The sequence below is a fragment of the Achromobacter sp. genome, from assembly GCF_050285585.1.
GTDB lineage: Bacteria > Pseudomonadota > Gammaproteobacteria > Burkholderiales > Burkholderiaceae_B > Achromobacter.
Genome location: NZ_JBLZXF010000040.1, coordinates 1 through 22,516 on the forward strand (window position 1 = coordinate 1; position 22,516 = coordinate 22,516).

The 22,516-nt window shown below is 64.0% G+C and carries 25 protein-coding genes; 2 read left to right on the forward strand and 23 right to left on the reverse strand.

The window, feature by feature from the left end:
* Positions 1–238: 238 nt before the first annotated feature.
* Positions 239–1,261, forward strand: a complete 1,023-nt coding sequence (locus ACN6PJ_RS27660; RefSeq protein WP_427998970.1) for a tyrosine-type recombinase/integrase — start codon at positions 239–241, stop codon at positions 1,259–1,261.
* Here ACN6PJ_RS27660 and ACN6PJ_RS27665 read toward each other — a convergent pair.
* Together ACN6PJ_RS27665 and ACN6PJ_RS27670 are read right to left on the reverse strand one after the other, a co-directional pair.
* A complete protein-coding gene (locus ACN6PJ_RS27665) occupies positions 1,221–2,012 on the reverse strand; it encodes a DNA adenine methylase (protein ID WP_427998996.1) in 792 nt (263 codons plus the stop codon). The two genes, ACN6PJ_RS27660 and ACN6PJ_RS27665, sit on opposite strands and share 41 nt — an antisense overlap.
* A 135-nt stretch (positions 2,013–2,147) precedes the next feature.
* Positions 2,148–2,519: a phage tail protein gene (locus ACN6PJ_RS27670; protein WP_427998971.1), complete on the reverse strand. Its 372-nt coding sequence runs from the start codon at positions 2,517–2,519 to the stop codon at positions 2,148–2,150.
* A gap of 803 nt (positions 2,520–3,322) precedes the next feature.
* Here ACN6PJ_RS27670 and ACN6PJ_RS27675 point away from each other — a divergent pair.
* Entirely contained in the window at positions 3,323–3,562 is a 240-nt protein-coding gene (locus ACN6PJ_RS27675) for a hypothetical protein (RefSeq protein WP_427998972.1), read from the forward strand.
* Between the two features lie 507 nt (positions 3,563–4,069).
* On the opposite strand, the gene ACN6PJ_RS27680 is transcribed toward ACN6PJ_RS27675, so the two are convergent.
* The 21 genes from ACN6PJ_RS27680 to ACN6PJ_RS27780 form a co-directional block, all read right to left on the reverse strand.
* The gene (locus ACN6PJ_RS27680) at positions 4,070–4,933 is read right to left on the reverse strand and encodes a phage tail protein (protein ID WP_427998973.1); all 864 of its coding nucleotides are present in this window, start codon (positions 4,931–4,933) and stop codon (positions 4,070–4,072) included.
* A 20-nt stretch (positions 4,934–4,953) separates the two neighbouring features.
* A complete protein-coding gene (locus ACN6PJ_RS27685) occupies positions 4,954–5,556 on the reverse strand; it encodes a putative phage tail protein (protein WP_238877599.1) in 603 nt (200 codons plus the stop codon).
* A complete protein-coding gene (locus ACN6PJ_RS27690) occupies positions 5,544–6,599 on the reverse strand; it encodes a baseplate J/gp47 family protein (protein ID WP_427998974.1) in 1,056 nt (351 codons plus the stop codon). Before ACN6PJ_RS27690 ends, ACN6PJ_RS27685 begins: the two co-directional genes overlap by 13 nt.
* A gap of 1 nt (position 6,600) precedes the next feature.
* Positions 6,601–7,083 (reverse strand): phage GP46 family protein, encoded by a 483-nt coding sequence (locus ACN6PJ_RS27695; protein WP_174715716.1) that lies wholly within the window; start codon positions 7,081–7,083, stop codon positions 6,601–6,603.
* Positions 7,084–7,141: 58 nt separating this feature from the next.
* On the reverse strand, positions 7,142–7,687 hold the full coding sequence (locus ACN6PJ_RS27700; RefSeq protein ID WP_427998975.1) for a phage baseplate assembly protein V: 546 nt from the start codon (positions 7,685–7,687) through the stop codon (positions 7,142–7,144).
* Positions 7,684–8,805, reverse strand: a complete 1,122-nt coding sequence (locus tag ACN6PJ_RS27705) for a phage baseplate assembly protein (protein ID WP_427998976.1) — start codon at positions 8,803–8,805, stop codon at positions 7,684–7,686. Before ACN6PJ_RS27705 ends, ACN6PJ_RS27700 begins: the two co-directional genes overlap by 4 nt.
* Positions 8,805–10,013 carry a DNA circularization protein gene (locus ACN6PJ_RS27710; protein ID WP_427998977.1) on the reverse strand — a complete coding sequence of 403 codons (1,209 nt, stop codon included), beginning with the start codon at positions 10,011–10,013 and terminating at the stop codon, positions 8,805–8,807. Before ACN6PJ_RS27710 ends, ACN6PJ_RS27705 begins: the two co-directional genes overlap by 1 nt.
* Positions 10,014–10,065: 52 nt before the next feature.
* On the reverse strand, positions 10,066–12,231 hold the full coding sequence (locus ACN6PJ_RS27715; protein ID WP_427998978.1) for a phage tail tape measure protein: 2,166 nt from the start codon (positions 12,229–12,231) through the stop codon (positions 10,066–10,068).
* A 139-nt stretch (positions 12,232–12,370) separates the two neighbouring features.
* A complete protein-coding gene (locus ACN6PJ_RS27720; RefSeq protein WP_241049038.1) occupies positions 12,371–12,670 on the reverse strand; it encodes a phage tail assembly protein in 300 nt (99 codons plus the stop codon).
* A 33-nt stretch (positions 12,671–12,703) separates the two neighbouring features.
* A complete protein-coding gene (locus tag ACN6PJ_RS27725) occupies positions 12,704–13,057 on the reverse strand; it encodes a phage tail tube protein (RefSeq protein WP_174715710.1) in 354 nt (117 codons plus the stop codon).
* Between the two features lie 12 nt (positions 13,058–13,069).
* Complete coding sequence (locus ACN6PJ_RS27730) at positions 13,070–14,542, reverse strand: phage tail sheath subtilisin-like domain-containing protein (protein ID WP_427998979.1); 1,473 nt, start codon at positions 14,540–14,542, stop codon at positions 13,070–13,072.
* A 16-nt stretch (positions 14,543–14,558) separates the two neighbouring features.
* Complete coding sequence (locus ACN6PJ_RS27735; protein ID WP_174715708.1) at positions 14,559–14,771, reverse strand: DUF2635 domain-containing protein; 213 nt, start codon at positions 14,769–14,771, stop codon at positions 14,559–14,561.
* A gap of 15 nt (positions 14,772–14,786) precedes the next feature.
* Complete coding sequence (locus ACN6PJ_RS27740; RefSeq protein ID WP_427998980.1) at positions 14,787–15,410, reverse strand: hypothetical protein; 624 nt, start codon at positions 15,408–15,410, stop codon at positions 14,787–14,789.
* On the reverse strand, positions 15,400–15,990 hold the full coding sequence (locus tag ACN6PJ_RS27745; protein WP_343499623.1) for a phage virion morphogenesis protein: 591 nt from the start codon (positions 15,988–15,990) through the stop codon (positions 15,400–15,402). Before ACN6PJ_RS27745 ends, ACN6PJ_RS27740 begins: the two co-directional genes overlap by 11 nt.
* Positions 15,990–16,496 (reverse strand): gp436 family protein, encoded by a 507-nt coding sequence (locus ACN6PJ_RS27750; protein ID WP_175179693.1) that lies wholly within the window; start codon positions 16,494–16,496, stop codon positions 15,990–15,992. Before ACN6PJ_RS27750 ends, ACN6PJ_RS27745 begins: the two co-directional genes overlap by 1 nt.
* Before the next feature lie 144 nt (positions 16,497–16,640).
* A complete protein-coding gene (locus ACN6PJ_RS27755; RefSeq protein WP_174715704.1) occupies positions 16,641–16,898 on the reverse strand; it encodes an HI1506-related protein in 258 nt (85 codons plus the stop codon).
* A gap of 56 nt (positions 16,899–16,954) precedes the next feature.
* A complete protein-coding gene (locus tag ACN6PJ_RS27760; RefSeq protein WP_174715703.1) occupies positions 16,955–17,845 on the reverse strand; it encodes a Mu-like prophage major head subunit gpT family protein in 891 nt (296 codons plus the stop codon).
* Between the two features lie 38 nt (positions 17,846–17,883).
* Positions 17,884–18,294: a hypothetical protein gene (locus tag ACN6PJ_RS27765; protein WP_427998981.1), complete on the reverse strand. Its 411-nt coding sequence runs from the start codon at positions 18,292–18,294 to the stop codon at positions 17,884–17,886.
* 41 nt (positions 18,295–18,335) lie between these two features.
* Positions 18,336–19,430, reverse strand: coding sequence for a phage protease (locus tag ACN6PJ_RS27770; RefSeq protein WP_427998982.1), 1,095 nt, complete (start codon positions 19,428–19,430; stop codon positions 18,336–18,338).
* Between the two features lie 192 nt (positions 19,431–19,622).
* Positions 19,623–20,897 (reverse strand): phage minor head protein, encoded by a 1,275-nt coding sequence (locus ACN6PJ_RS27775; protein ID WP_241049032.1) that lies wholly within the window; start codon positions 20,895–20,897, stop codon positions 19,623–19,625.
* Position 20,898: 1 nt separating this feature from the next.
* Complete coding sequence (locus ACN6PJ_RS27780) at positions 20,899–22,500, reverse strand: DUF935 domain-containing protein (RefSeq protein ID WP_427998983.1); 1,602 nt, start codon at positions 22,498–22,500, stop codon at positions 20,899–20,901.
* Between the last annotated feature and the right edge of the window lie 16 nt (positions 22,501–22,516).

Below are 22,516 nucleotides of genomic sequence, written 5' to 3' on the forward strand. Positions count from 1 at the left end.
TTCACGGGCGCCGACAGGTGCTCCAGCGTGTCGTCCACCGAGGTCGCGTTGACGGTCACGGCGGGCAACTGGGCCACGCCTTGCGTCTCCCCCGGCGGCGCCGCGGCGGACTGGGCATGATGAAGCGGCGCGCGAAATTTGCGTGCTTTGAGCTGCGATAAATACACGAGGCCAGATTTACATCAGGAGAAAAGAAATTACAAAAGAGCGAGTCTGACGGCTTTTTTTTCTTTTTCCTATGAGCCGCTGGAAACATCGCCCCCAAAACCTTACCCCGACCCTCTCCGATTCTCTGGCCCGCTACCTGGCCGAAATCTCCCCCCAGAAGAAAGGCGCAGCCACTGACGCCTCCATTGCCCGCCGATGGCAGGCCACCCGATTGGCCAATCGCCGTCTATCCTCAATTACCGACATGGACATCAGCGACATTGCTGCGGCCTGGCAGAAGACCTTGGCGCCAGCAACTGTTGTCCGCCGGCTGGCCCTCCTGTCTCATCTATATACAGTGGCCCGCAAGACCTGGAAGTACCGAACGTTGGTCAATCCCTTGCAGTTCGTCGATCGCCCAGCTGTCAATGACGCCCGGACGCGGCGGCTATATGACAATATTCGGCTGCGTGGTGTCCCCGAATCAGAATGCCCGCGCAGTGAAATCGAGTGGTTGATCCGGGCCACGCGATCGGCCGAATTGCCCACCATCATGGTGCTCGCAGCGGAATCCGGCATGCGCCGGTCCGAGCTGGTCGTCACCGCCAGGCGGGAACGAATGGACCTTGTCCACGGCGTCGTCTACCTGGACGACACCAAAAACGGGCAACGACGCGCCGTTCCCCTCACGCCATGGGCGCTGGCATGGTTGAAGGTTTACTTGACTGGACGGCCGTCAAAGGGCCGGATCTTCTCCATTTCGCCGTCGTCGGTTACCCGAGCATTCGGCCGGGCGCGAGCACGCGCCCGGCGCGAGTACGAGGCATTGTGCAAACGCTACGGACGCACACCGCGACCAGAGTACTTCGTCGACCTTCGGCTGCACGACCTTCGGCACGAAGCAACAACTCGCCTCGCGGAGATCTTCGACATGCATAAGCTGGCCAAGGTCACCGGCCATCGAGACACTCGCATGTTGCTACGCTACTACCACCCGTCAGGGCGTGACCTAGCTAGGGAAATGGCCCGCAGTGAGCTCGGGCGCCGACAGCGCGCCCGGCTTGCGGCAGGTTTCACACCAAGCCTGCGGGCTCAGCGTGCACATCCCAGCTGAATATCACCAGCTCACGTCGCTGGGCCCCCGCGCCGACGCCCACCGTATATGTAATGTCGGTGGACTCGATTGGGAATGCCGAGAATAAGGAACGAATGGCGGGGTGGTCATTGAGAGTCACCACCGCCTTCCCCTTGAGCCGGCCGAGCACAACGGCCAGCTGTTCGTACTGCTCCCAGCCAAACGTGACACCGTAGCCCTCGGTTTCCCAGTATGGTGGGTCCATAAAGAAAAAGGTGTGCGGTCGATCGTAGCGCCGGATGCACTCCAGCCATGGCAGGTTTTCGATGTATGCGCTAGCCAGGCGCAGGTGAGCAGCAGAGAGGTTCTCTTCAATGCGCAGCAAGTTGAGGCCAGGTGGCGCTGTCGTCGCTGTGCCATAGGACTGGCCGTCAACGCGGCCCCCAAAGGCTGAATGCTGCAGATAAAAGAACTTGGCCGCGCGCTGGATGTCGGTCAGGGTCTCTTCGGGCGTGATCTGGAGCCACTTGAAGACCTGTCTGCTCGATAGCGCCCATTTGAATTGGCGTACGAACTCCTCCAAGTGATGCTTCACGACCCGATAGAGGTTGATCAGCTCGCCATTGACGTCATTCAGGACCTCGACGTCCGCCGGCATCGGGCGCAGAAAGAACATGGCGGCCCCACCAGCGAAGGGTTCGACGTAGCACTGGTGAGGCGGAAAGTACGGCAGAAGCCGGTCGGCAAGGCGGCGTTTGCCGCCCAGCCATGGAACGATAGGAGATGCCATTTTGTAAAACCATTTCAAAATGGTAGCCTTGTCGCGCCTGTGCACAGGTGGCGCGGCCTTGGCCACATTGGCAGCTCGTCTCTGCTGGTGCGGGGTGTATTCGGCGTTCCCGCGCCGGATACACCGCCGCGTCTTTTACTCGCCTGCCGGACCGCTCTCGGACGGTACGGGATCCGGGACGACCTGCGTCAGCCAAGTCGGAATCTCTCCCCAGCCCGGATAGGTCATCGATACCCCCTCGATTTCAATGACGCTACCCAGCGCATAGGGCGTGCCGCCCTCGACCAGGTAGAGCGATTCTTCTCGATGGTCCTCAACCAGGCCCCACTCGATGCCGGCTTCGTTGCGCTGCGCGGCATAGCCCGCGGGCGCCTCCGGCGGAGCGTCTTCATAGGCCCCGAAGGGGATATTGAAGAAGCCCGGCGCGAGCGGAAGCTCGTTGGCCACGGTTTCATAGAGGAAGAGGCGACTGACAGGGTCGGTCTGATAAACGATCTTGGTAGCCATTTGGCTCTCCTTTGGTTGGGTTTAACACTGCAAATGCGCGGGCCCTGGGTGGTCGCCAGGCCGATGCGTCTCAGAAGGCCGTCGGCCGCATCCAGGCACGCTCGTCCATCAATGCGTTCGGTGCGCTCATCGGCGCGACCGGTGCCTTTCAGCTCCATGGCAAGACGGAAGCCACCAACTCCGCCCCGTTGACCCATGACGCATCCATCACGAACGGAGACGCCGTGTCCTTCGATACCAGCAGGGTGGTCCGCACCTCGACAGAAACCCGTGCCTTGAACGTTGCGTTTCATCCAAGAATCCATGCCTAGCGTCCATGTCACTGCAAATGCAAGGGCGCTGGGTTCGCGGCAACTCGACGCCCTCCAAAAAATTGTCGGAACGTTCGGCGTGCGCAACACCGTCGACTACACAGATGAGTCCGGGGCGTTCTATAAGCAGCAGCAGACGCCGGTCGCCTCCACCGTGACTGCAGGGGGATCCGGTCCGGTGATGCGATTCGTGTTTGACTCGTCGAGAGTCGCGAGATCGTCCGTTGAAACCCGCCCCGTGAACACGGCTTTCCATCCTCGTATCCATGCTTGATGCCCCTTTCACTGCAAATGCGCGGGCGCTGGGAAGCTGGAAGGCCGACCAGCTGCGAAGCCATGGCCACGGCCTGCCCAATCTCCCGTCGTTGAACGGGTCGGGGTCGTCGTGGAAGTCTGCGGACGTTCCATACAACGGCACCGCCGCCCAGACAACGGCCTCGGCGGGCGGCAGCGAAACGAGGCCGGTAAGCACCGCCTACCACCCCCGAATCCATGCTTGACGTCCCCTTCACTGCAAATGCGCGGGCCCTGGGCGGGCGGCAACTTGACCAGATCAAAAGTCACCGCCATGCCCTCAACGGCTACCTGATGGCGTCGCCGGCCTCCGGCGGCGGACTGTTCGGCCTGAATACGGGCGTCAACTCGGTCCAGGCTACTACCTATATCGAGCAATTCGGCGGTGCGGAAACCCGGCCGGTCAATACTGCTTATCACCCGCGCATCCATGCATAGCGTCCATGTCACTGCAAATGCGCGGGCCATGGGAAGCCGCCAATCCGAGGCCGTCAACACCAATGCCAACGTACTCCGACAAGCAGCCAAAACCTGGGCGTCCTCGGGGACCGGGGTTGGATCGTCCCAGATCTACCTTGGTGAATCGGGCATTCCGACATACGGCGAGGGCCTTGCCTTCTTCGGTGGCAAGGAAACCCGCCCGATCAACACTGCTTTCCATCCGAGAATCCATGCGTAGATCAGGAATGAATGCGCGGGTGGTACCCGACGTTCGGCGGACGGGTTTCCACGCCGGTTCCTACCGAGCCTCGGCCAGTCATGAGGGTGGGGTCATACACGTCTCCGTGGTAGACAGCCGCCGCCAGACCGGCCTGTACAAGTGGAGTCCTGCTCAACGCAGCAACTTGACCGCTCCCCGCGCCCGAATACACGCGTACGGGGAGACTCTGGACGCCCTGCGCTTGGCGGCTTCCGATTGCCCTGACATTTGCAGTGAAAGAGGCATCAAGCATGGATTCGAGGATGGTATGCGGTGTTGGTGGCACGGGTTTCCGTCGAAGTTCTGGCAACTCGGCTTGCGTTGAAAGTGAATTCATAGGCCGGCCCTTGCGAGGTCATCGTTGCGGAATCTTGACTGCCCACCGCCACCCCCACGATGGCTCCCGCGCCTGCCCCAATGATCGAGGAGTAGCGTGCATTGAACCCGCCGGTGATGTTCTGAAGGGCGTCACGCTGCCTCGAACCCGGCGCCCGCGCATTTGCAGTGTCAGCGTCAGTTCCCGTGTAACGGCGGAACATGTTGCGTAGGTCCGGCACCCGGAACGTGTTCGCGTCCACGTCGACGAAGAAGTGCGCGCCGACATTTGCCGTCCAGGTAGCCTGGGAGACGACCAGCCCGTTCTCCTGGGCGTAGCCCCACAGCCGCGCGTACGCCGCTTTGGGCAGCGCCCCGCCCACTGCATCAATCTCGTTCGCCAAAGGCGCCACTGTGTGGCCGTCGAGGGGCCTGCCGCACAACGGCGAGCGATAGCCGATGAAGTGCGCCGACGTGGACCATGTCCAGACCTCGCTGCATTCCATAACGACGATCGGACCAACATCTTCCTCCGGCAATTCCGTGATGGACCGAACCAGCGGGCGCAGGGAGAGCAGCTCCCGGATCGCCGTCACGAGTTGGGTGTTGTCGTTCGGATCGAGTTCCTTGCCCGCGAACTCGACCACGGCAGCGAGTTCCTCCTGGACGGAGTCGAACCATTCGGCCTGGAGATCCGTCGACACCACCCCGGCGATCGGATCCCCATTGGTAAACCCGTCCCGGCCGGGCCCGAACTTGTTCAGATGACGTGTGGCAGTTGCTATTCGACGCATGGCGCACCTAGAAAGTGAAATCAGAGGGAATCGACGTACCCGACCAGCACAACGGTGTGCGCGGGCTTGTACCGGGAAAGCAAGCACAGCAGCCCGGGATCGCCCCAGGCGCGCAGCGGGGCCGTGCACGTGCTGGTGGCCGTGGCCTGGACGACGTTGGCGGCCGCAACGACGTTGACGCGAAAGGCAAAGCGCCAACCGCCTTGATTGATGGGCGCGCTGCACTTGCTGGTAGCGCGGAAGGGGCGGAACTCCTCAACCTGAGCCGCGGGATAGCCGAGACTGATAGCGATTTGCCGGAAGTACTCCGGATTGGCCCCGCCGAGCATGAGCCGTCTCATGTTGACCCGTTGCCGGCGTTGCTCCTTCCCGACAGGGGCGTCGAGGCACTCGTCGGGGAGTGCGTAAAGCTGCTCCCAGTCTTCGAGCAGCTCGTCCGCCTGCAGCGGGTCGAACTGCGCAACCATGGACAAGCCCATCCGCTCAACCTCGCGCAGGGCCGCGCCAACGGCTTCCAAAGTCCGTGCCAATACCCCGTCAGCTTGCCGATTGAGCATCAAGCTGGGGGGCAACAGCGCCAGCAGCGCCTCGCGCCAAGCGGCAAGGCTATTCAGGCCAGCCATGAGACCCCCCCGAACGTGGCCAGCTCACCCGGCAGGCACGTCACGTTCCCCGCCGGTGATGACAGCACGTGGTCGTGCTCTCCTGCAGCAATCGAAATGGCCTCGTTCATATGCGTGCGAAGAATCGTGCCACCGGGTATTGCGTCGCGCGTGTGCATGTCCTTCAGCTCGGCGATGATCGCCGCACGCACTTCGGCGGTATCCGGCTCCAAACCTGAGATCACATAGTTGATGGGCAGGGGCACGATGGGCAGGACGAACAGCTCGGCCGTCACAGTTCGCACTGATTCGATGTGCTGCCGTACGGTTTCGATCTCGCCTGCATCGGGGATGGGATCGTCATCGTCGTCACGGACAAACCGGACTGCAACCGTGCCGACGCCCATGCCGTTCGGCGTGCACCAGGCGCGCGTTACACCGGGGACCTCTTTGGCCCAGCCGACATAATCATCCTGGCTGCCCCCATGCGGCGGTCGGCGAATGCGCTCAAGAATTCGAGCTCGGTACGGTTCGGCGCGCTCGATGTCTGCCCCGCCGGAGATCTCCGTGGATGCGACCGCGACGCTGTTGATCCTATCCACGGGGCTCGCCAGAGTGAACTGCGCGTCCTTTGCCGTATTGCCCAGCTGGCCAGCCTGCTCCGCTGTGATTCCAACGATCGCCCCGCCTGCGCTCAGCGTTACGCCCACGTCTACAGTGAACCGGACGCCGTCGCCGCGCTGGAAGACGGTTCCTGCGGGTAGCGGCGTGCCTGCCTCGCCTGCAACGAGGAGCGAGCCCGTTGCGGGAGAGGCCAATTTCTGCGTGACGCCCCACCGTGCCCCGTGACTGGGCAGCTCTTCTTCGTCGCATTGATCCGGCCAGGCGTTCCGGATCAGCCGCTCCAGGTACTTGTACAGGCTGTCGAGGCCCCCCGAAAAGACGCGGACCAGCACGCCGGCCAGGCTGCGCCGAGCGCGCGCGAGGACGCCCGGCAGCCGGCTCTGCATTTCAGAGGCCAACTGCTCGATCAGTTGTGGCAGCGTTGGGCGCGGAACTGGCATGTCATGCCTCCTTGACCTGGAACGATTCGCCGGCCAAGCGCCACGCCTGTGTGGCGGCGTTCCATTCAAAGCGATACCGGCGGTCACCGCCATTGAGCGGAAGGGTGATGAGCAGGACGAGCCACCCCATGCGCGGCACAAAGGCGGTCACGCCAACGGCGTTGACCAGGCCATCCTCGACCATCCAGGCCAGGGCCTCCTGGGCATATCCCCGTGCGCGCTGTACCGTCTCCAGCAACTGCTTCTCTCGGGCGAGTAGCCACCAGCGGCAGCCGTACCTGTCATTCGGGGGAGTGGCGTAAGCGTCGGCCCACCAGCCACGCCGATCTTGACCAGGCGCGACTTCGTGCGCTTGCGCAAGACGGTCGGTGCAAAGGCTCAGGAGTACCGCGGTCACCAGGGTGGATTCGCTGGTGAAGTCGGGCCCGTCGAGGCTCATGTCGAGCAGGCCGGAATCGGGATCGAGGGAAAGGGCAAAGTCCATGCTCCGCAGTCTCGCGGAACATGGACAAGCTCTCCATTAAACGGGTTTACCGAATCGGCTATGCGATGGGGAAGCCGGACTGATCGGGGCCCGTCTGAACCCCGTCATGCTTGTGCTCGCGGCCGATGTTCACACCCTGGTGGGTAGCGCTGTCGCCCAAGAGCGCAGTATCGCCGTCAACACGAAAATTGCCGGTTATCCGCACGTTGGAATCCAGCTCGATTCCGCTGGTATCGGTGAGCCGCATCGGCTTTCCTGCACCTCGGACGACGATGCCGTCCCGAGTGAGGTGCACCATCTGGCCGAGGTCATCGTACAGCGCGGCTTCGCCCGTCCTCAACCCACGCAACCGATAGCGGCGATCGTCGACGTTGATAACGATCTGGTGGTCGGTGTTCCCACCAACAGACAACGTCACGCACTCAGCATCGGGATACGGCACAGACGTTACACCGTACTGTTGGAAGCGTTCGACATTGTCGCGCGTAACGCCGGCCTGGATGGCCACCTGCACGATCTGAAGCCCACCGCTGTCGTCGACACGCCTGATTAGGGCGCGCGCGACGTAAAGCCGGAGACGGTTGACCAAAGAGGAGATGTTCATTGGGCCCGCCCCGTCCCCGAAAGGTCCCAGGGCGAGTCATCCTGCCGGTGCTTGTGGCGCTTGCGCCGGCGGCGAGGCGATGCGCCCTCAAGATCAAAGGCTTCTGGCCTGCACACCGTGAGCGTGGTACGGCGGGCATTTTTCTCGTCCAGGGTATACCGGCAGGTGGTGATCAACAGGTCCAGGTCCAAGAACATGCGCGGGCTGGTCACCCTCACCAAGGTGTTGGGGCGCCACAGCTCGCCGACCTGGCCATCCTTGCCGGTACGCCAGCCCACCAGGGATATCTGGGCCCGCTTTCCACGTCCCATGCGGGTGGATACCTCCCAGGCAGCACGCTCCTGAGACTCCGCCGCACTTAGCCCCTGCTCAGAATGAACAATCAGCGGACGGTAACGGTCGATCTCCGGATCGACGGCCTTCCCCTCAATGTGTGCGGCCGTCGCACCGAACTGGTTGTCGTTGCCGGCAACCTGCGCCTTCACCAGGATCTGCGAGTGACGGCGAGCCCAAGTATGGCGTGCGCGGATCCGGAGGATGTTCAAGCCTTCGACGAGCTGGGTCTCGATGAGCGTCTCGCTGGCACGCGTGAGCACCAGCTGCCCGGCCGGGGCGCTCGAAACCAACACCGCCTTCGATCGCGCCGCGCGGTCAATCGCATCAAAGGCCTTTTCCCCGTCGTCCAGCGCAAAGCTGTCGATCGGGCCGCCCGTATCGGTTTCCACCAGAACTTCGATGCCGAAGGGCTTGCATATGTCGTGCACGATCTGCTCAAGCGGCACGTTCTTCCATTGGCCGCCACCGTGGATGGCCGAGCAGTCGACGAGGTCGCCCGTTTTGTCTCGCCCGCTCACCTCGAGGCGGCAGGAGCGCGCTTCCAGGTCGATATCGATCGTGTCGATGTAGCCGGTTATGAGCAGATCGCGACCCGCTTTCACTTCGCAGGGCAATCCCTCACGCAGGCCGATTGGCGCATTTTCACCTGGCCAGCGATGCGTCAGCGTCAACTGAAACTCGCCCGCGAGCTGCTCGATACCGCGCTCGATTTCGATACTCTTCCAGCCACCGTAGGCCTGGCCGCCGACGACCAGCGTGACCAGATTTTCAGCTTGAGCCATTAGCGCAATACCTCCAACTGGCCGGCCGGTACAAACATCGGGTGACGAACCTGGTTGCGTTCGACGAGCTCGTCGGCCCGCGTCCCATCCTGGTACACCCTCTGCGCAATTACCAATGCCGGCAGCAAGGCCTGCGTGGTAAAGACGGAGCGATGAGCAAGACGATCGGCCTGCTCGGACACGTCGCGCACGATCGCGACCCGCAGCCGAATGAGCGCAGCAGCCATCGCCGGCGGAGGGTCGTAGGCTTCGAGCTCGTGGTCGATTTCTTCAAGGATCACTTCGGCCTGGTCGAGGGCATCCTGTGCTGTCACGATGTCCTCTGCCTCAATGGCATCGGTCAAGATGCGTGCCTGCGTGGAAATCACCTGGGATCGAACAAACTCCTGCATGACGGCCGCGTTGACCTCCCGCCGCGCGGCCGTGGAGCCTAGGGGTTGAACTGGCGTGACCGGCGCCCCGGCCGATGCCGCCCAGGGAGCGCGATCGTTCGATCCGTACTCGCTGCGAAGGTCTGCCAAGGCGGACTTCGGCCGCTTAATGGCCCGGCTCAACTGCTGGAACAAGGACTTGAACTGCAGTGCGAGATTCTGCGGGGTGCGGATGAGGCTAGAGATGCGATCGGAAATGGATGAAACACCGTTGACGATGTCCCCGGCCAGCCCCACGATGCCATTCAGGCTCACGATGCGTTGAATGGTATTGAGTGTGGACGTCACGCGGCCAACCACATCCGAAACCAGAGCGGCTGCGCCGGAGACATCAAGCATCGACTCCAAGCGGTCTACGGCCGATTCATTCAGGGCATCGGCCGCGTCATGAACTCCGTCCTGGGTGCTCGACGCCGCTTGGGGAAAAGTGTTCTCACCCGCCTCGGTGAAGAGGATGGAGAAGCGGGCAATGCCGCCTTCCGAATGGGACTCCCGGATACTGACCTGGCCGACGACGGCAACATTGAGCATGCCATAGCGCGGATGCACGAGCTCGCCAGGCCCATATGCCTCCAGAGCCTCGATCAGTGCGTCGCGCTCCTGCAGATAGTTTTCCCCGACCACGTAGCCGTCCACGCGGAACGTGCGCGCGCGGCGCCCGAGATCGTCTGCGTACGGGATATCCCGTTCCGGATACTCGTGCACCTCATTGCGTCGACCGATCCCGGTGTCCGAGTCGGTGGTGCGAAAAGGCACGCCGCGAAAGGTGGCTCCCACCCCGGATCCATTGGCATGGTCTACCCGTCGAAGTTCTTCACGCCAGCCCATATCAGTCCGTGTTCACGTTGGTTCGACCGACGTTGCCGGTCATCTTCGTGCCGTCATTGGGGCGCAAATCGGTTTGCGCCTGCACGCCCGGCGCCGCGGTCACGTTGACCGTGATCTCGCCGCCAATCTTTGTGGTGGCCAAGAGCTCCTCCAGGCGGCGCGTCATCTCGTCGCGCGAGGCGGCTACCGCGTCGCGCTCCGCCTGGACTCGGCCGATGGAGGTGGCGGTATCGCCTGCATCGCGCTTCGCCGCGAGCAGCTCGTCGAACTCCCTGATCCTGGCCTCACGGTCCGCAATACGCGCACGCAGGCCGCCTTCTGTTCCCGTCATCTGGTCGTACGTGTACGCGCCCAGCGCGGGCGCGGCCAGCAACAGGCCACCCGAGACCAGGCCGCCCGCGGTGGCAGCGCCCGCCGCCACTTCCGCGGCACCCGTGGCAGCACGGGCAACGCCCGCGGCGGCGCGCCCGCCGGCCGCCCACCCTCCACGGGCCAGGCCGCCGGCGCCCGCGAGCTTGCCTGCGCCCATTACCGCGCCGCCCAGGCCAATAACGCCAGCCGCGACGGCGAGGCCCTGCAGGATCGTGATGGCACCGCTGAAGGCCGACGCCAACTCGGGGGACGTACGAGCCAGTTCCGCAAACGCATCCGCAACCGAGGAGACCGCGGGCCCCAGCTTGATCATCGCGTCGTAGTTCGCGAACTCCGCGGCCTCCTTGGCTTGGCTGAGCTTAAAGCTGGGGGAGTCCTCTACCGTCCACATGTTGCGTTCGACTGCCTCCGTGCCATGCAGCAGCGAGTCCCTGGCGATCTTGCTCACGTTCCCTCGGTCTGCCAGGAAACCGACCAATGCCATCATCGCCTGCTGGTCAGGGAAGAGCTTGGACACGACGCTGCCCTGGGCGATCTTCATAACCGACCCCAGCGCGTCTTGACGATCGCTACCCTCGGCCGAGTTGCGGTATGCGGTTAGCGCAGACTGATAATTCTTGTTCTTCTTCAGCTGCTCTTCAATGATGTCGGCAGTCACGTCCAGCGCGTCCAGCCCGCGCATCCGGCCCTCCGCAAGGCGCTTGTCATAGTTCACGCCCAGCGCCGAGAAATTGGTCCGGGTATCCCGAGCCCCCATCTTGGCGAGCAGGTTCTGCGTATTAGTGGCCGCCTGGTCGGCCGTGCCGGCCGTGAGCCGAGAGGCTTGGTTGAGCGCAGCGAGCTTCGCCAGACCCGGGAGCCCAGAAAGGCCAATATTGGATGCGGCCGCGAACTGCCCGGGCAGCGCCTTCGCCATATCCCGAATCTCGAATGCACCGCTCTGGCCGGCATAGGTTGCGGCGCCGAATGCCTTCGCCATCTCCTCGGGCTTGATCCCCATGCTTGCGTTCGCGGCGAACGCGATCTGCGCGAAGTCGTCTCCTGATGCTTGGTTGGCAGTAGCCGCCCGGACTGCCTCCCTGAATATCGTCAGCGAATCTCCGGCCTCGAAGCGTCCAGACGATAGCAGCGAGTTGAGGGTGGCGGAGGCGCTTTCCTTCGTGCCGCCACCATACCGAATCGCCTCGCGTATCGCCTTGTCCATCTCCTGGCGGCCGGCGAAGCGGCGAGCTCGGTCCTCTGCCGCGCTCAGCGAGGGATCGCCGTAGGCGGTATTGGCCATGTGGGCCAGCTGCTCGTCGTACTGGAACGCCCGCCCGACCTTCGGCGCAACGACGGCGATGCCTGCCGTGACGCCTGCAGCGATCATGCCCGCTCGCTGCAGGCCGGCGATCGCGCGTTGGCGATTGCTATAGACGCCCATCTCGGCATTCAGGCGGCCAACCGTCTCGCGCATCTGGTCGGCCGCGCGGCGTTGCTCGCGCCAGGTCATCGTGCCGCTGGACGCAAGACGCTGATAGGCAGCCTGCGTACGCAGGATCTCCTGCTGAATGCGGTGCTCGGAGCGGATGCCCAGGGTTTCCCGGGCTTGAGCCATGCGGGCAAATTCCCGCTGAGTGCGAGTACCCATGGCGACGAGCGAGCTCTCCGTCTTCTTGCTCGCCTTTGCGATGCCGTCCAGATCCTTGGCGCCTGCGACGGCCATGCTCTCGAGAGCCTTCTTGGCCGCCTGCGCGGCCTTGGCCAAACCGGCGGTATCGCCGTCGACCCGGACGCCAACGATGTAGTCGCTCATGAACCTGGTCTCTTTTTCGTCAGTTGATCAACATAGAACTGCGCTTCCGATACCGGAAGCGCCAGGATCTCAGCCCGACTCCAGCCAAGACGGGACGCGAGGATCATGATTTGCAGAAGCGCGCCTTGCTGGCCGCGCGTCAGCCTTCCCCCAGTTGTTCGGCCTCCTGCATGGCTTCACGGAAGACCGCCCATTGCTTGCCCTTGAGATTCTTGAACTGGGCCGGCACGAACGGCCCGGTATCGTCGCCAGCGCGGACGAGCAGCTCGCAGGCCAGGGCCACCTGGAAGGCGGTCGGCTGCAGGGCGGGATTGGCCTCTTTCTCGGCCTCGAGGGAGTCGCCCAGTTCCGGCTCCCGGATTTCGATTTCGGTGACGGGCTTTCCGCCCACCATCCACGGCTTGGGCAGGGTCTTGATGACGGTCAAAGGGTTGGGCATAGCGTTCCTTGAAATGGGTTTACGAAAACGGCGTCAGCCTTCGATGCATTCGATGCCGTTGAAGACGAGCGTGATCTCGCCGCCGCCACCGAGCACAGGCGGCGAGGCGCACCACGCGCCACGGATCGTGTAGCCGATGCCCGTGTCCGTCTGAAACCGCATGGTTTCGTCGCGAATGGCGGCCAGGTCGGCCATGCTGACGCCGTTCATGTGGCTGATCGTGCAGTTGATCGTCGGGGCCACCGTGGATTCGGTGTACCCGTCGACGCCACTGTCGCTGGTGACGGGAGCGCGCGACACGCCGCCCATATCCAACGTGGCGCCCGGCTTGCTGCGCAGGCGGCGCCCGCCCACGCTGATGAACACTCGACCAGTAACCTGAGACATGGTCTGGACTCCTTACAGAATGAATTGAATGCTGCCCGCGAACACTCGGAACTGGTTCACGAGGTCAGGCGGGATGACGGCGTTGACGCGGTTGCGATCGGCCATGCTGCGCACCACGCGCAGCGCGTTCTTGAACTCCTCGAAGTTCTCCAGCAGGCCGGCCTTCTCCAGATCTTTCCCCGTCGCAAGGATCACGCCCGCGATCATCGAGGGCGTGGCGATCGGCTGCGAGGGATCGAAGTCCGTACCGTCGTCAGCGAGCTTGTGGCGCGGGAAGTTAATCGCCACGGCCACGCGGAAGGCGTAGCGCATGTAGTCCGCCGTCCACACAGCCTCCACATCCAGATAGGAATCGTCTTCGATTCCCCAGGCGTTGGTCTGATAGGTGGTGACCACCCGCTCGATCTGGACGATGCCATCTTGCGAAACCGTGAACGTGCTGCAACCGTCATGCAGCAGCAGGTTGCGCTCCTCTCGCCGGAACCGATCTTTCGGGCGCGGAGCGAGCAGCCCCGGCAGCTCGAGCGTCTGCAGAGGCCTGGCCGGGTCGATCGCGCCGCTGAACTCGGACACGGCGGCCAGGACGGCTCCCCAGAGGTACGGCGCCTGGGGCGGATTCTTCACGCCGATGAAGGTGCTGTGTTCGTTGTTGCGGGCCGAGCCATAGGTCGTGAGCGCGGCGTGGGTGCCGGCGATGCCCGTGAAAAGATGCCCCGTACGCATATCCATGCCGCCGAACCGGCTGTCGAATTCGGCCTCGCACAATGCCATATTCGCCGCGTCGCTCCAGGGCGTGATGACGGTGTAAAACCATTCGTCGGAAATTGCGGCCAGCACGTCGGCGGCGTCGGGATTGCCCGTACCTCCTACGCCATCTGCGATATCCAGCACCAGGCCAGACGGCAGCACCTCGTCGTCGTAGAAGTTCACCAGGACACCAATGCCCTGGGTGAACGCCCCCTTGTGCCGAGCGGTCAGCGTGACCACGTCGTCGGCCGCTGCAGCAGTCACAGGACCATTGCCGTATCCGTTGACGACGGCCGCGATCGCGGTCGCGATGACAGAGGCCGCATCGCCGGCGGCCACGCCGATGGAGAGCTTCTGGCCGTTGATGTAGAGGGCGATCGTGCCGGCCGTGGACGCGGGCCCCGTGACGGTGATCGTCTTGGTTGCCGCCACGCCGGCCGAGAGGTCCTCCACGCCGATCGCCCAGACGTCGCTGGTCCGATTGGCGTTTCGCACCAGGCGCAGCATTTCGTGCAACACGCTGCCGCGGCCGAAAAGGCGGGCGCCTTCGTCGCCGCTATTCACGCGGTAGAGGGTCAGCGGTTCAGCCTGTGCGGACGGCAGCAGGTTGCCCATCACCAGGATGCGGCGGGTCAGCGACGGCAGACCGGTCTGCGCCTTGAGGTTATCGATCTCGACGTACTGACCCGGCGTACGGATATCGGTCGGGATCGTGTTGTAGATGATGTTGTCCGGCATGGCGGCTCCTTAATCGTTACGAAGCGTCGGTCTTGGTGGCCTTGCCCGCGCTGTGCTTGTGCGTCGTGGCCGCGGGGAACTCGATGACGTCTCCGTCATCGCGGCGCCGCCGCCAGTACGTGGTGAGCACGATCTGCTCGCCTTCGGCCGAGAGATAGCCGCCTTGGGGCTTGCGGACCTTGAGCGTTTGGCCATCGACGACGGCCGGCTTGAGGGTGACGGTTTTCATACGGGTTCCTCGTTATCAATCATTGGGGCCGGCGCCAGCCAGCGGAATATCAGCCTGCAGGTCAGGTCTGTCGGTGCTGTGATCAGGCGGTTCCTGGAGCCACTTCTCGTGCTCCGCGCTCGTCGCATGCGGGGCGATGTCCATGTCGAGGTGGACATGGCGCAGGTCGCCGAGATCCGCAACCTCGTCCGGGTCCTCGGGAAGGGTCATGGGCGTGCTTTCGATCGAGACACCGACCACGGTGAGACCGGCGGCCTCGAACACATCGATGGGCTCCAGATATTCCGCCCGCCGAACATTCCAGCCGGCATCCCCCACGCGCCGCGCATGGAGAGCGCGCACCACGAGGGCGAGCAATTGGTCTGCGCTCACCGAAACACCGTCGCCGAGACGGGCTTGGGTGTTTCCACCTACGTTGCTGACGACGATGCCGATCGTGAACGAAAGCACCACCAGGTCATCGACCACGCGGAACACACCCTCGGTCACATACAGCGCCGGCGCATCCACCAAGTAGCGCTGCAGCAGCTTGTTGTCGTCGGGCACGGCCGGCAGGCTGCCCACCGTGCGAGTGGTGCGCTGAATCCCCGGGCGGGCCTTCAAGGCGGCGATGATCGCCAGTTCATGTTTACCGAGCACTAGCTCCTCCTTCCGCGGCGCGAATCACCTGCACCGTCAGCCGGCCCATGGACCATAGGTCTTCGCGGTTGACGCCAAGGAACGGCCGGGCGGGCATGCGGATCTTGTAAGCGGCCACCTCGTGCCACGATTCCCGCGCGCGCTTGTGACCGTCTCGAGCAAACCGCGCCAGGTTCCGGTTGTTGGCTTGGCGCATCAGGTTGCCGCGGGCATCCGTACGCAACCGCACGCGCACGGAGCGGGCCGCTCTTTCTATGTCGCCGCCCAGCTGGTGAATGCGGGCGTACGGGAGATTGCTGCCCCATGCCGCGAAGTTCCCGCCGTACACGCTCGTGATGCTGCGAAGCAAGCGGCGGCTCTTGACCAGCGTCTGGCCGCCGGCCTTCAGGGCACGGCCGCTAGGCTTCCAAGCGGAACCGTCAGGGCCAGCCTGTTTCTCGAACCGAAGCCGCGTGGAGTTCTCGCCGTAGTTGGCGATCGCCTGGAAGATCGGCCGCGGGGAACGACCAAGCACAGCCAGACGCGTGAGCGCGGCATCCAGTGCGCGCTGGCCGTCGTAATGGATCGCAGCCTTGACCATCAGAGAAACCCTCCCGAAGTTCGGCGATCCCACACCCGGCCGGACGTGACGAGCGCAACCTGCCCGCCACCGGCGGGCTCCACGCCCGAGTCGGCATCGACGCCGAGCTTCACGTCGCCGGATGCCACGCCGACAAGGAACTTGATGTTCGCGTCATAGCGTTGCTTGACAGGCTCGGTGAACTGATCGTCATAGAGGTAGTAGCGCGCCAGCTCACAAGCGATGCGGGTGAGGACTTGAGGAACCGGCGACAGCGGCAGCGTGTATCGGCCTGCGATGTAGCTGTCGATCGTGTTGCGCGCATCGGTGAGCGCGCGCCCGACCTTTTCCATGGCCCGCGCGATCGCCTCACGCTCGGCGTCCGTAAAGCCGCTCAGGTCGCCGCCGGCCGCAGCGGTGCGCAGCATCTCGTCGGTGACCAGGCGCGGGATGAGACGGTCGGAACGCTGCGCGATCTCGTTGGCGTCGAATCGAACAAGCAACTCGGTGGCAGTGGCGTAGGACATGGAAAAGACCGTGAAATTGCCGGGGCTAGACAACCAATTTCCCGTTACCCAGCCCCGGCAAAGGTTGGCGGTATCGTCTGTTCGGCTCCCCGCCATCCGTCAGACGCAACGGATGGGGATCAACGCCCGTCGCTGGCGGGTGTATCAGGCGGCGGTCTCGCTTTGTTCCTGGGCGTCCGGCAGATCGATAAGGATCGTCACCAGCTGCGGCTCGGTGGTGAGCTGCTCGAACTGCTCGTCGGTCAGCTCGGACAGCGGAATCACCGTCTCACCGGCAAAGGCACGGCCGGCGCGGCGAAAGCCGTCGATCTTCGGGATGACCTTCAAGGCCTTGGCGCCGTCGGGCTTGACGATGGCGGTTTTTGCGGTGGCCTGGCGGCCTCGGGGTTTGGCGGTAGCCATGTGGGCAATCTCCGGTGAAGCGGGTTGGGTCAGTTGGCGCGGACGTGGATCGCCGTTCAGGTCAAGTACGGGCAGACCACGACCTTGGCGGTACCGCGCATGACGTTGCTGGCGCCATTGGCCAGGCGATCGGCCTGGATGACTTCCAGCGCGGCTTGCTCCAACGAGGGCGGCACCCAGAGCTCGGCAGCACGGATCACCAGCGGCTTGCCGTTGTCGGCCTTCTGGCTCTGCATTGCGGCGCGGGCATCGGCATAGGCCTGCAGGTCCAGGCCCTCCTTGGAAGCGTACGCAAGCTGCCACAGGCCGTAGCCGACGTTGCTCCGGCCGTCAGCGCCCCACACGAACTCGTTGCGCGAAAACACGTTGTCGTCGGTCAGGCTCGTCTTGGCCACGAAGGCATAGGGGCGGCGCCGCTGGTAGATGATCGGCTTGATCACCTTAGTGGTGTCCACCAGGTACCAAGCGGCGCCGGAGCCGCCCTGGAAATTGCTGACGCTGACTTCCTTGCCGGGCAGGCCCACGGGGTGATCCGTGTCGAAGAAGTACTGGCCGTCGAAGCACCGGGTGGCGAAACCGGCCTGCAGCAGCTCGAAGACCAGTTCGTCGGGGTGCGTGGCCGCATCCTGGCCGAGCTGCTGGACGACCGGCTTGAACACGCCGTACTGATCGTCCTCGATGATGTCGCGGCTGACGGAGACCGTGTTCTCCCAGGTTTTGTTCTTGACCGAGTAGTCCGACTGCTTGAGGTTTTGGTAGACGCGCTCACCCAGCCATTCGCGAAACTTGGTGATGGCGCCCAGCCAGGCGTACTTTTCTTCGCCCGTGGTGCTGGGGACCAGCATGGCGAGCTGCTGCCACATGGGTTGGGCCATCGTCAGCCCCGAGGAGAACGCGGCGTTGAAGGCCTGGTTGAGGATGGCCAGGTTTTGGTGATTGATGATCATGTTCGGATTCTCCGAGTGCGGGTAGCTGGGCGGGTCGATCAGGCGAAATCGACCCAAACGCCATCGGCGTTGATGTCGAAGACCTTTCCGGCCACGCTGCGGGTGTCGCCGCCCGAGGTCTTCGCGACCGTCTGGTCGTCGACGATGTAGCAGGCGCTGCCGATGTCGGCGAGGGTGATGAGGTCGGCCGAGACGCTGTTGGCGAAGCAATGCGGCCCCTTGCGCAGGCGCACGCGGATGTCACCCGCCGCGCCGCCGCTGTTGTCGGCTCGATCCTCGGCCACTCCCGCGACCTTGAGGGTGGTCGAGGTCGAGCCGGGCACGGCGTAGCCCGAGGTGTTGATGCACACGATCGAGCCGCCGTAGATCCGGGTGGCTGCGGCCACGGGGGGCTCGATCTGGTTACCGTCGCGGCGAAGCGTATTTCGATCTTGGGTCAGCGCGGTCATGAGCGTTCCTGGAAGTGATGTGAAGTGGGTAGTTGGGTGAGTTAGCCGTTGGCCATGGCCTTCTTGCTGGCCTTGAACTGGTCAACGCTCAGGCCCATCGCATCGCACACCGCGAGCTCGGCCGAGGACAGTTCGCCCTCGACCTGGTCGGGCTTCTTGCCCTCGGTCTGGCGCCGGCCGGCCAGCGCCGGGTTGGCAGCGGTGGCCGCGACCAGGGCCTTCAGTTGCGCCATGTCCGCGCGGCCGATGCCACGCCATGCGGTTTCCACGGCATCGCTCGCGATCTTTCCTTCAGCCTTGGCTTGGTCGATGACCTGGTCGAGTTCGCCGTTGGCGATCTGGGCGCGCAGCGTTGCCAGCTCGCCGTTCAGCGTGTTGACGGTGTCGATCGGGACGTACTTCGTGGGATCCGGTGCTGCCGCTTTCAGCGTCGCGATCTGCGCGTTCAGACCGACGAGCTCGGCGGATTTCGCCTTGAGGGTGGCCAGGGCGGCGGTGCCCTCTTCGACGGTGGCGGTTTCGGGCAGGCCGAGGCCTTCCAACAGGGCTTTGAGCAGAGGGTTCATGTCGTCCTCGGAGTTAGGGGGGAGAAATTGGCGCGCGAACTGGGCGCTGAGGGCCGCCAGCTGCGCGCTGGTCAGTCCGTCCAGTGCCGGGCGATTGGTGAGCGCGGCGCCGACCAGCGCCAGAACATCGCCCGTGTCAGGGTCATGAAGGAAAGTGGCGCTTTGGTAGCGGTACTCGTCGTCATCCAGCATCTGCTTGGCGCGCGCGGTCCACTCGACACCTTGGGCAAACAGCCCTTCGCCAGGCCGGTATACGAGCTTGGCACCATCCATCCAGCCAGCGGCTGGCGCGGGTTGGCCGTTTTCGGCGGCGCGCTGAGTCTGGTGTTCGTAGTCGATGGGAAGCGCATTCTCGCAAGCCTTGGCAAGGGCGATCACACCCGTGGCGAGCTTGGCGTTTAGCCGGTAGGTTCCGGACTTCGGCATCTGGCGGGCGTCCTCCGCGGCCTGCGGCTTGAAATCGCCGTCGGGCAGGAGGTGCAGCTCGGGAACAGCGCCATCGTCGTCCGTGCGTTTGAGCTGCACGGCGAACGCGGCGAGGACGGGAGGGTTGGACTTGGGTTTAGCCATAGACGGCAGTCTGCCGCCCGGCCCCAATCCGCTCTATTAAACGGGTTTACCGCATTTTTGCGGTCGCGTTATGATGGGAGAACACGCTGCGAGTTTCGGGAAAATCGGCTTCCGATCCAATACGGGCTCAGACCCGGATGGCATGTGAGGGTGCCGCACATCGATGCGGGTGCCGTCTCACCGCAGCGTCCCTCATTCCAACCTGGTCAACCCCTTGCGGGTAAACGACGCCGGGTCAATCAATTCCATCGACACCACTGCGTTGCCCACGCCCACGCCGCGCACTTGCGCGGCCAGATCGACGACGACCTTCACGACCCGGCGCGAATCAGCGGGAGAAGTGCATAGCAGCACCACGCGCTGGCCGTCCAGCCAGGCTTCGCCGACCTGACGCAGCAAGGTAGGCAATTGGCCCACGAATTCCGCGCCGGCGCCCTTGGCCTGGCGTTGGGCGGAGCGCCCATCACCGAGAAGATGACGCAGCTTCGACATCGCCACGTGGATTGTTGCCCGTGCGTCGGGTCCCTGCAGCTGGCCCGCCTGCAACAGCGCCCGCACCGTACCCACGGAGAAGGCGCCCACTACGCGGCGCTGGCCGACCTCCCGCCGCTCGCTCTCGGCGTATCGCCCCACGAACTCGTCGAACTCGGCCTGGACCAGTGGCGCCCACTGGCTCGCCCCATCGGCCAACACGCGGGCCGCGGTCGTCGCCGCCGCAGAATCGGCTTTGTCCATCATGCTCTTGGCCAGCGTCTGCCGGCGAAGGCCTGGCCGATAGTTGAATGCCGGGTGCACCCCCACGGGAACGTCCATCGTTTCGCCGGTGCGAGTGTTCGTGTACTCGGTGTACCGCTCCGCGGGCGCCTCGGAGACCGTCAGCCCCATCTGGGAGACCTGGCGTTCGGTCAATTGCAGGACCCCACACTTGCAGCCCCATTCCTTGACCGGCATGTGCGACTGCCACCAAGGATCATCCGCGCGCATGACCTTGCCGGCAAAGGCCGCGTGCGACAGCCGCGGGTTTTCGCTGGAACTGCGAAGGTATTGCAGGTACGGGAAGAGCTCGATGTTGCGCTGGATTCGCTCCCACTGGCCTTCGGAATATGCTGTGCCCAGGTTGACTTCGAATATCTTGCGCAGCCTCGCGTCACTGCCGAGCTGGGCGTTCACCGTTTCGCCCGTCACGGGGTCGACCATCTCGCGCTTGCCCCACCAGCCCTTGTCCTGCAGGAGCGGGCCCAAGGCCCGGCGGAAATCTGGAAAGGTCGTTCCCTCGGCGATCGCGCGGTCCACGGCGCCCCTGATGTCCTTGAGCACGTCCATCTGCATCGCTTTCGCCACGGTGAAGGCGGCGGCATGCTCCTGCGCCGGCATGTCCTGCCAGGCGAACGCCATGCGATAGCCCTTCTGCCGAAAGAACTCGACGGCCTCCTGAGGCGGCAGCGGCTCCAGTTCTATGCCCGCCATGTCAGGTGCGCCCGCCGTTGGTCAGATTTCCCCACATCCGCGCGATGAGCGTGCCGCGGCTGAGCAGATCCGCCAGCGCGGAGGAGTCCAGGGCCGCGAGGCGCTGCTCCACCGCTGCCTGGAAGTCCTCGAGTGATGTGCTGCGTTCCAGCGCGTCCTGGATGGCCTGCTGAATCGGATCAGGTTGCGCCTGCCATTCATCGAGCATGGCCTGGACCAGCCCGTCGATCGCGTCGCCTGCGGAGCTGACTGGATCCTCGGTGGTAGCCTTCAACTGCGCCAGGCGCGCGGTGCCAGGCTGGCCTCGGGCGCCAGCTCGCAGCGCGGCCAGTCCGCCGAAGGCAGGCGAAACCGGCTGCAGGATTTCATCCTTCTGGTCGGCCATCGGGATCTTCAACTTGGCGTGCGCCCAGTCGGCCCTGATGCGCATACCCATATCCACCAGCTTCGGCAGCGAGTCAGCCAGCAGCTTGATGTCTTCGGGCTGCTGGGTGTCGAGCACCATTCGGGGGCAACGGTACAGCGACGTTCGACCACCATTGACGGCCAGGATGGGATAGATCAGTTGACGGGTCAGCGTACTCGCGAGCTGGCGCGCATCGGACTTCTTCAGGTCGTGCCGCAGCTCGTTGTGGACCTTGCCCAGCGCCTGAGTGCCATGCTCGCCTTCGCCGCTGGTGAGCGTTCCGCCCAACACCGCTTTGCTCGTCGTGCGCTCCATCAGGCCGATCATGCTGTCGAACGGCGTGGAATCCCCCTTGGCCGCCTCCTTGAACTCGATCTTCATACCTTCAGGAACGATGGCGGCCGCATCGTGCCCAATGCCGATCACGGCGCGCAAGAGTGTCGCCCGAGCCTTGTCATCGGCCGTGTTCGGGTTGTAGGTCCCCAGCCGCAACGGCAGACCATAGATCTCCAGGAACTCGGCCAGGTCGCGCACCGCAAAATTCTTGAAGAGCCACGGCCACGCCAACACCCGGAAAAGCCCGGTGCGGGAGACGTACCCACTGCGCGAGCGGTGCGTGTGCAACAGCCAGCCGAACGGCCACAGTTCTTCGCCGTCGGCGCTGTTGTCGCGCAAGCGCAGCTGATTCCGATCAAGGCCAGGCGAAGTAGGCGTACGAAACCATCCCTGCGGCCGAAAGGTGGCCGTAACCGGCATGCGCCGCTTCTCCAGCATCCCCCATTCCAGCTCCAGCGCCGAAAAGCCGTGGCCGATTGCATCGGTCATGTCGAACAGGATGTCCTCCATCTCGAGGCTCTGCAGCACCTCGTTGACGAACGCCGCTTCATTGGCCTCGTCCTTCGTCGCGTTGTCGGGCGGCTCGACTGACCAGTCGAGCTGGCTGACGGTCAGGCGCCGCGTCTGCATCACGCTGAAGAGATGTCCATCCTTTTCCTCCATGTCGGCGAACATTTCGTGCTGCGCCGTCATGTCACCGGTTTCGGCGCGCTGCAGAATCTCAGCGAGCTTCGGCGGCGTGAGGCCGCGCGTTGGATGGTTCTCCCATTCCGACTGCAGATGGCCGAGGCGTGCGGTCTGCGGTTCCTGCAGATGTTCGCTGGCGATCGGCTGGCCGAACTGATCAACGATTTGAGCCATGAATCTCTCTCTTTCG

Coding starts and splice junctions, on each gene's coding strand:
- ACN6PJ_RS27730 (WP_427998979.1), bottom strand. CDS start 14,542: ATGCCGGACAACATCATCTACAACACGATCCCGACCGATATCCGTACG.
- ACN6PJ_RS27765 (WP_427998981.1), bottom strand. CDS start 18,294: ATGACCGCGCTGACCCAAGATCGAAATACGCTTCGCCGCGACGGTAAC.
- ACN6PJ_RS27725 (WP_174715710.1), bottom strand. CDS start 13,057: ATGTCTCAGGTTACTGGTCGAGTGTTCATCAGCGTGGGCGGGCGCCGC.
- ACN6PJ_RS27750 (WP_175179693.1), bottom strand. CDS start 16,496: ATGTCCTACGCCACTGCCACCGAGTTGCTTGTTCGATTCGACGCCAAC.
- ACN6PJ_RS27745 (WP_343499623.1), bottom strand. CDS start 15,990: ATGGTCAAGGCTGCGATCCATTACGACGGCCAGCGCGCACTGGATGCC.
- ACN6PJ_RS27670 (WP_427998971.1), bottom strand. CDS start 2,519: ATGGCTACCAAGATCGTTTATCAGACCGACCCTGTCAGTCGCCTCTTC.
- ACN6PJ_RS27685 (WP_238877599.1), bottom strand. CDS start 5,556: ATGGCTGGCCTGAATAGCCTTGCCGCTTGGCGCGAGGCGCTGCTGGCG.
- ACN6PJ_RS27735 (WP_174715708.1), bottom strand. CDS start 14,771: ATGAAAACCGTCACCCTCAAGCCGGCCGTCGTCGATGGCCAAACGCTC.
- ACN6PJ_RS27775 (WP_241049032.1), bottom strand. CDS start 20,897: ATGGCGGGCATAGAACTGGAGCCGCTGCCGCCTCAGGAGGCCGTCGAG.
- ACN6PJ_RS27690 (WP_427998974.1), bottom strand. CDS start 6,599: ATGCCAGTTCCGCGCCCAACGCTGCCACAACTGATCGAGCAGTTGGCC.
- ACN6PJ_RS27675 (WP_427998972.1), top strand. CDS start 3,323: ATGCTTGACGTCCCCTTCACTGCAAATGCGCGGGCCCTGGGCGGGCGG.
- ACN6PJ_RS27660 (WP_427998970.1), top strand. CDS start 239: ATGAGCCGCTGGAAACATCGCCCCCAAAACCTTACCCCGACCCTCTCC.
- ACN6PJ_RS27760 (WP_174715703.1), bottom strand. CDS start 17,845: ATGATCATCAATCACCAAAACCTGGCCATCCTCAACCAGGCCTTCAAC.
- ACN6PJ_RS27720 (WP_241049038.1), bottom strand. CDS start 12,670: ATGCCCAACCCTTTGACCGTCATCAAGACCCTGCCCAAGCCGTGGATG.
- ACN6PJ_RS27680 (WP_427998973.1), bottom strand. CDS start 4,933: ATGCGTCGAATAGCAACTGCCACACGTCATCTGAACAAGTTCGGGCCC.
- ACN6PJ_RS27755 (WP_174715704.1), bottom strand. CDS start 16,898: ATGGCTACCGCCAAACCCCGAGGCCGCCAGGCCACCGCAAAAACCGCC.
- ACN6PJ_RS27665 (WP_427998996.1), bottom strand. CDS start 2,012: ATGGCATCTCCTATCGTTCCATGGCTGGGCGGCAAACGCCGCCTTGCC.
- ACN6PJ_RS27715 (WP_427998978.1), bottom strand. CDS start 12,231: ATGAGCGACTACATCGTTGGCGTCCGGGTCGACGGCGATACCGCCGGT.
- ACN6PJ_RS27770 (WP_427998982.1), bottom strand. CDS start 19,430: ATGGCTAAACCCAAGTCCAACCCTCCCGTCCTCGCCGCGTTCGCCGTG.
- ACN6PJ_RS27700 (WP_427998975.1), bottom strand. CDS start 7,687: ATGAACATCTCCTCTTTGGTCAACCGTCTCCGGCTTTACGTCGCGCGC.
- ACN6PJ_RS27705 (WP_427998976.1), bottom strand. CDS start 8,805: ATGGCTCAAGCTGAAAATCTGGTCACGCTGGTCGTCGGCGGCCAGGCC.
- ACN6PJ_RS27780 (WP_427998983.1), bottom strand. CDS start 22,500: ATGGCTCAAATCGTTGATCAGTTCGGCCAGCCGATCGCCAGCGAACAT.
- ACN6PJ_RS27695 (WP_174715716.1), bottom strand. CDS start 7,083: ATGGACTTTGCCCTTTCCCTCGATCCCGATTCCGGCCTGCTCGACATG.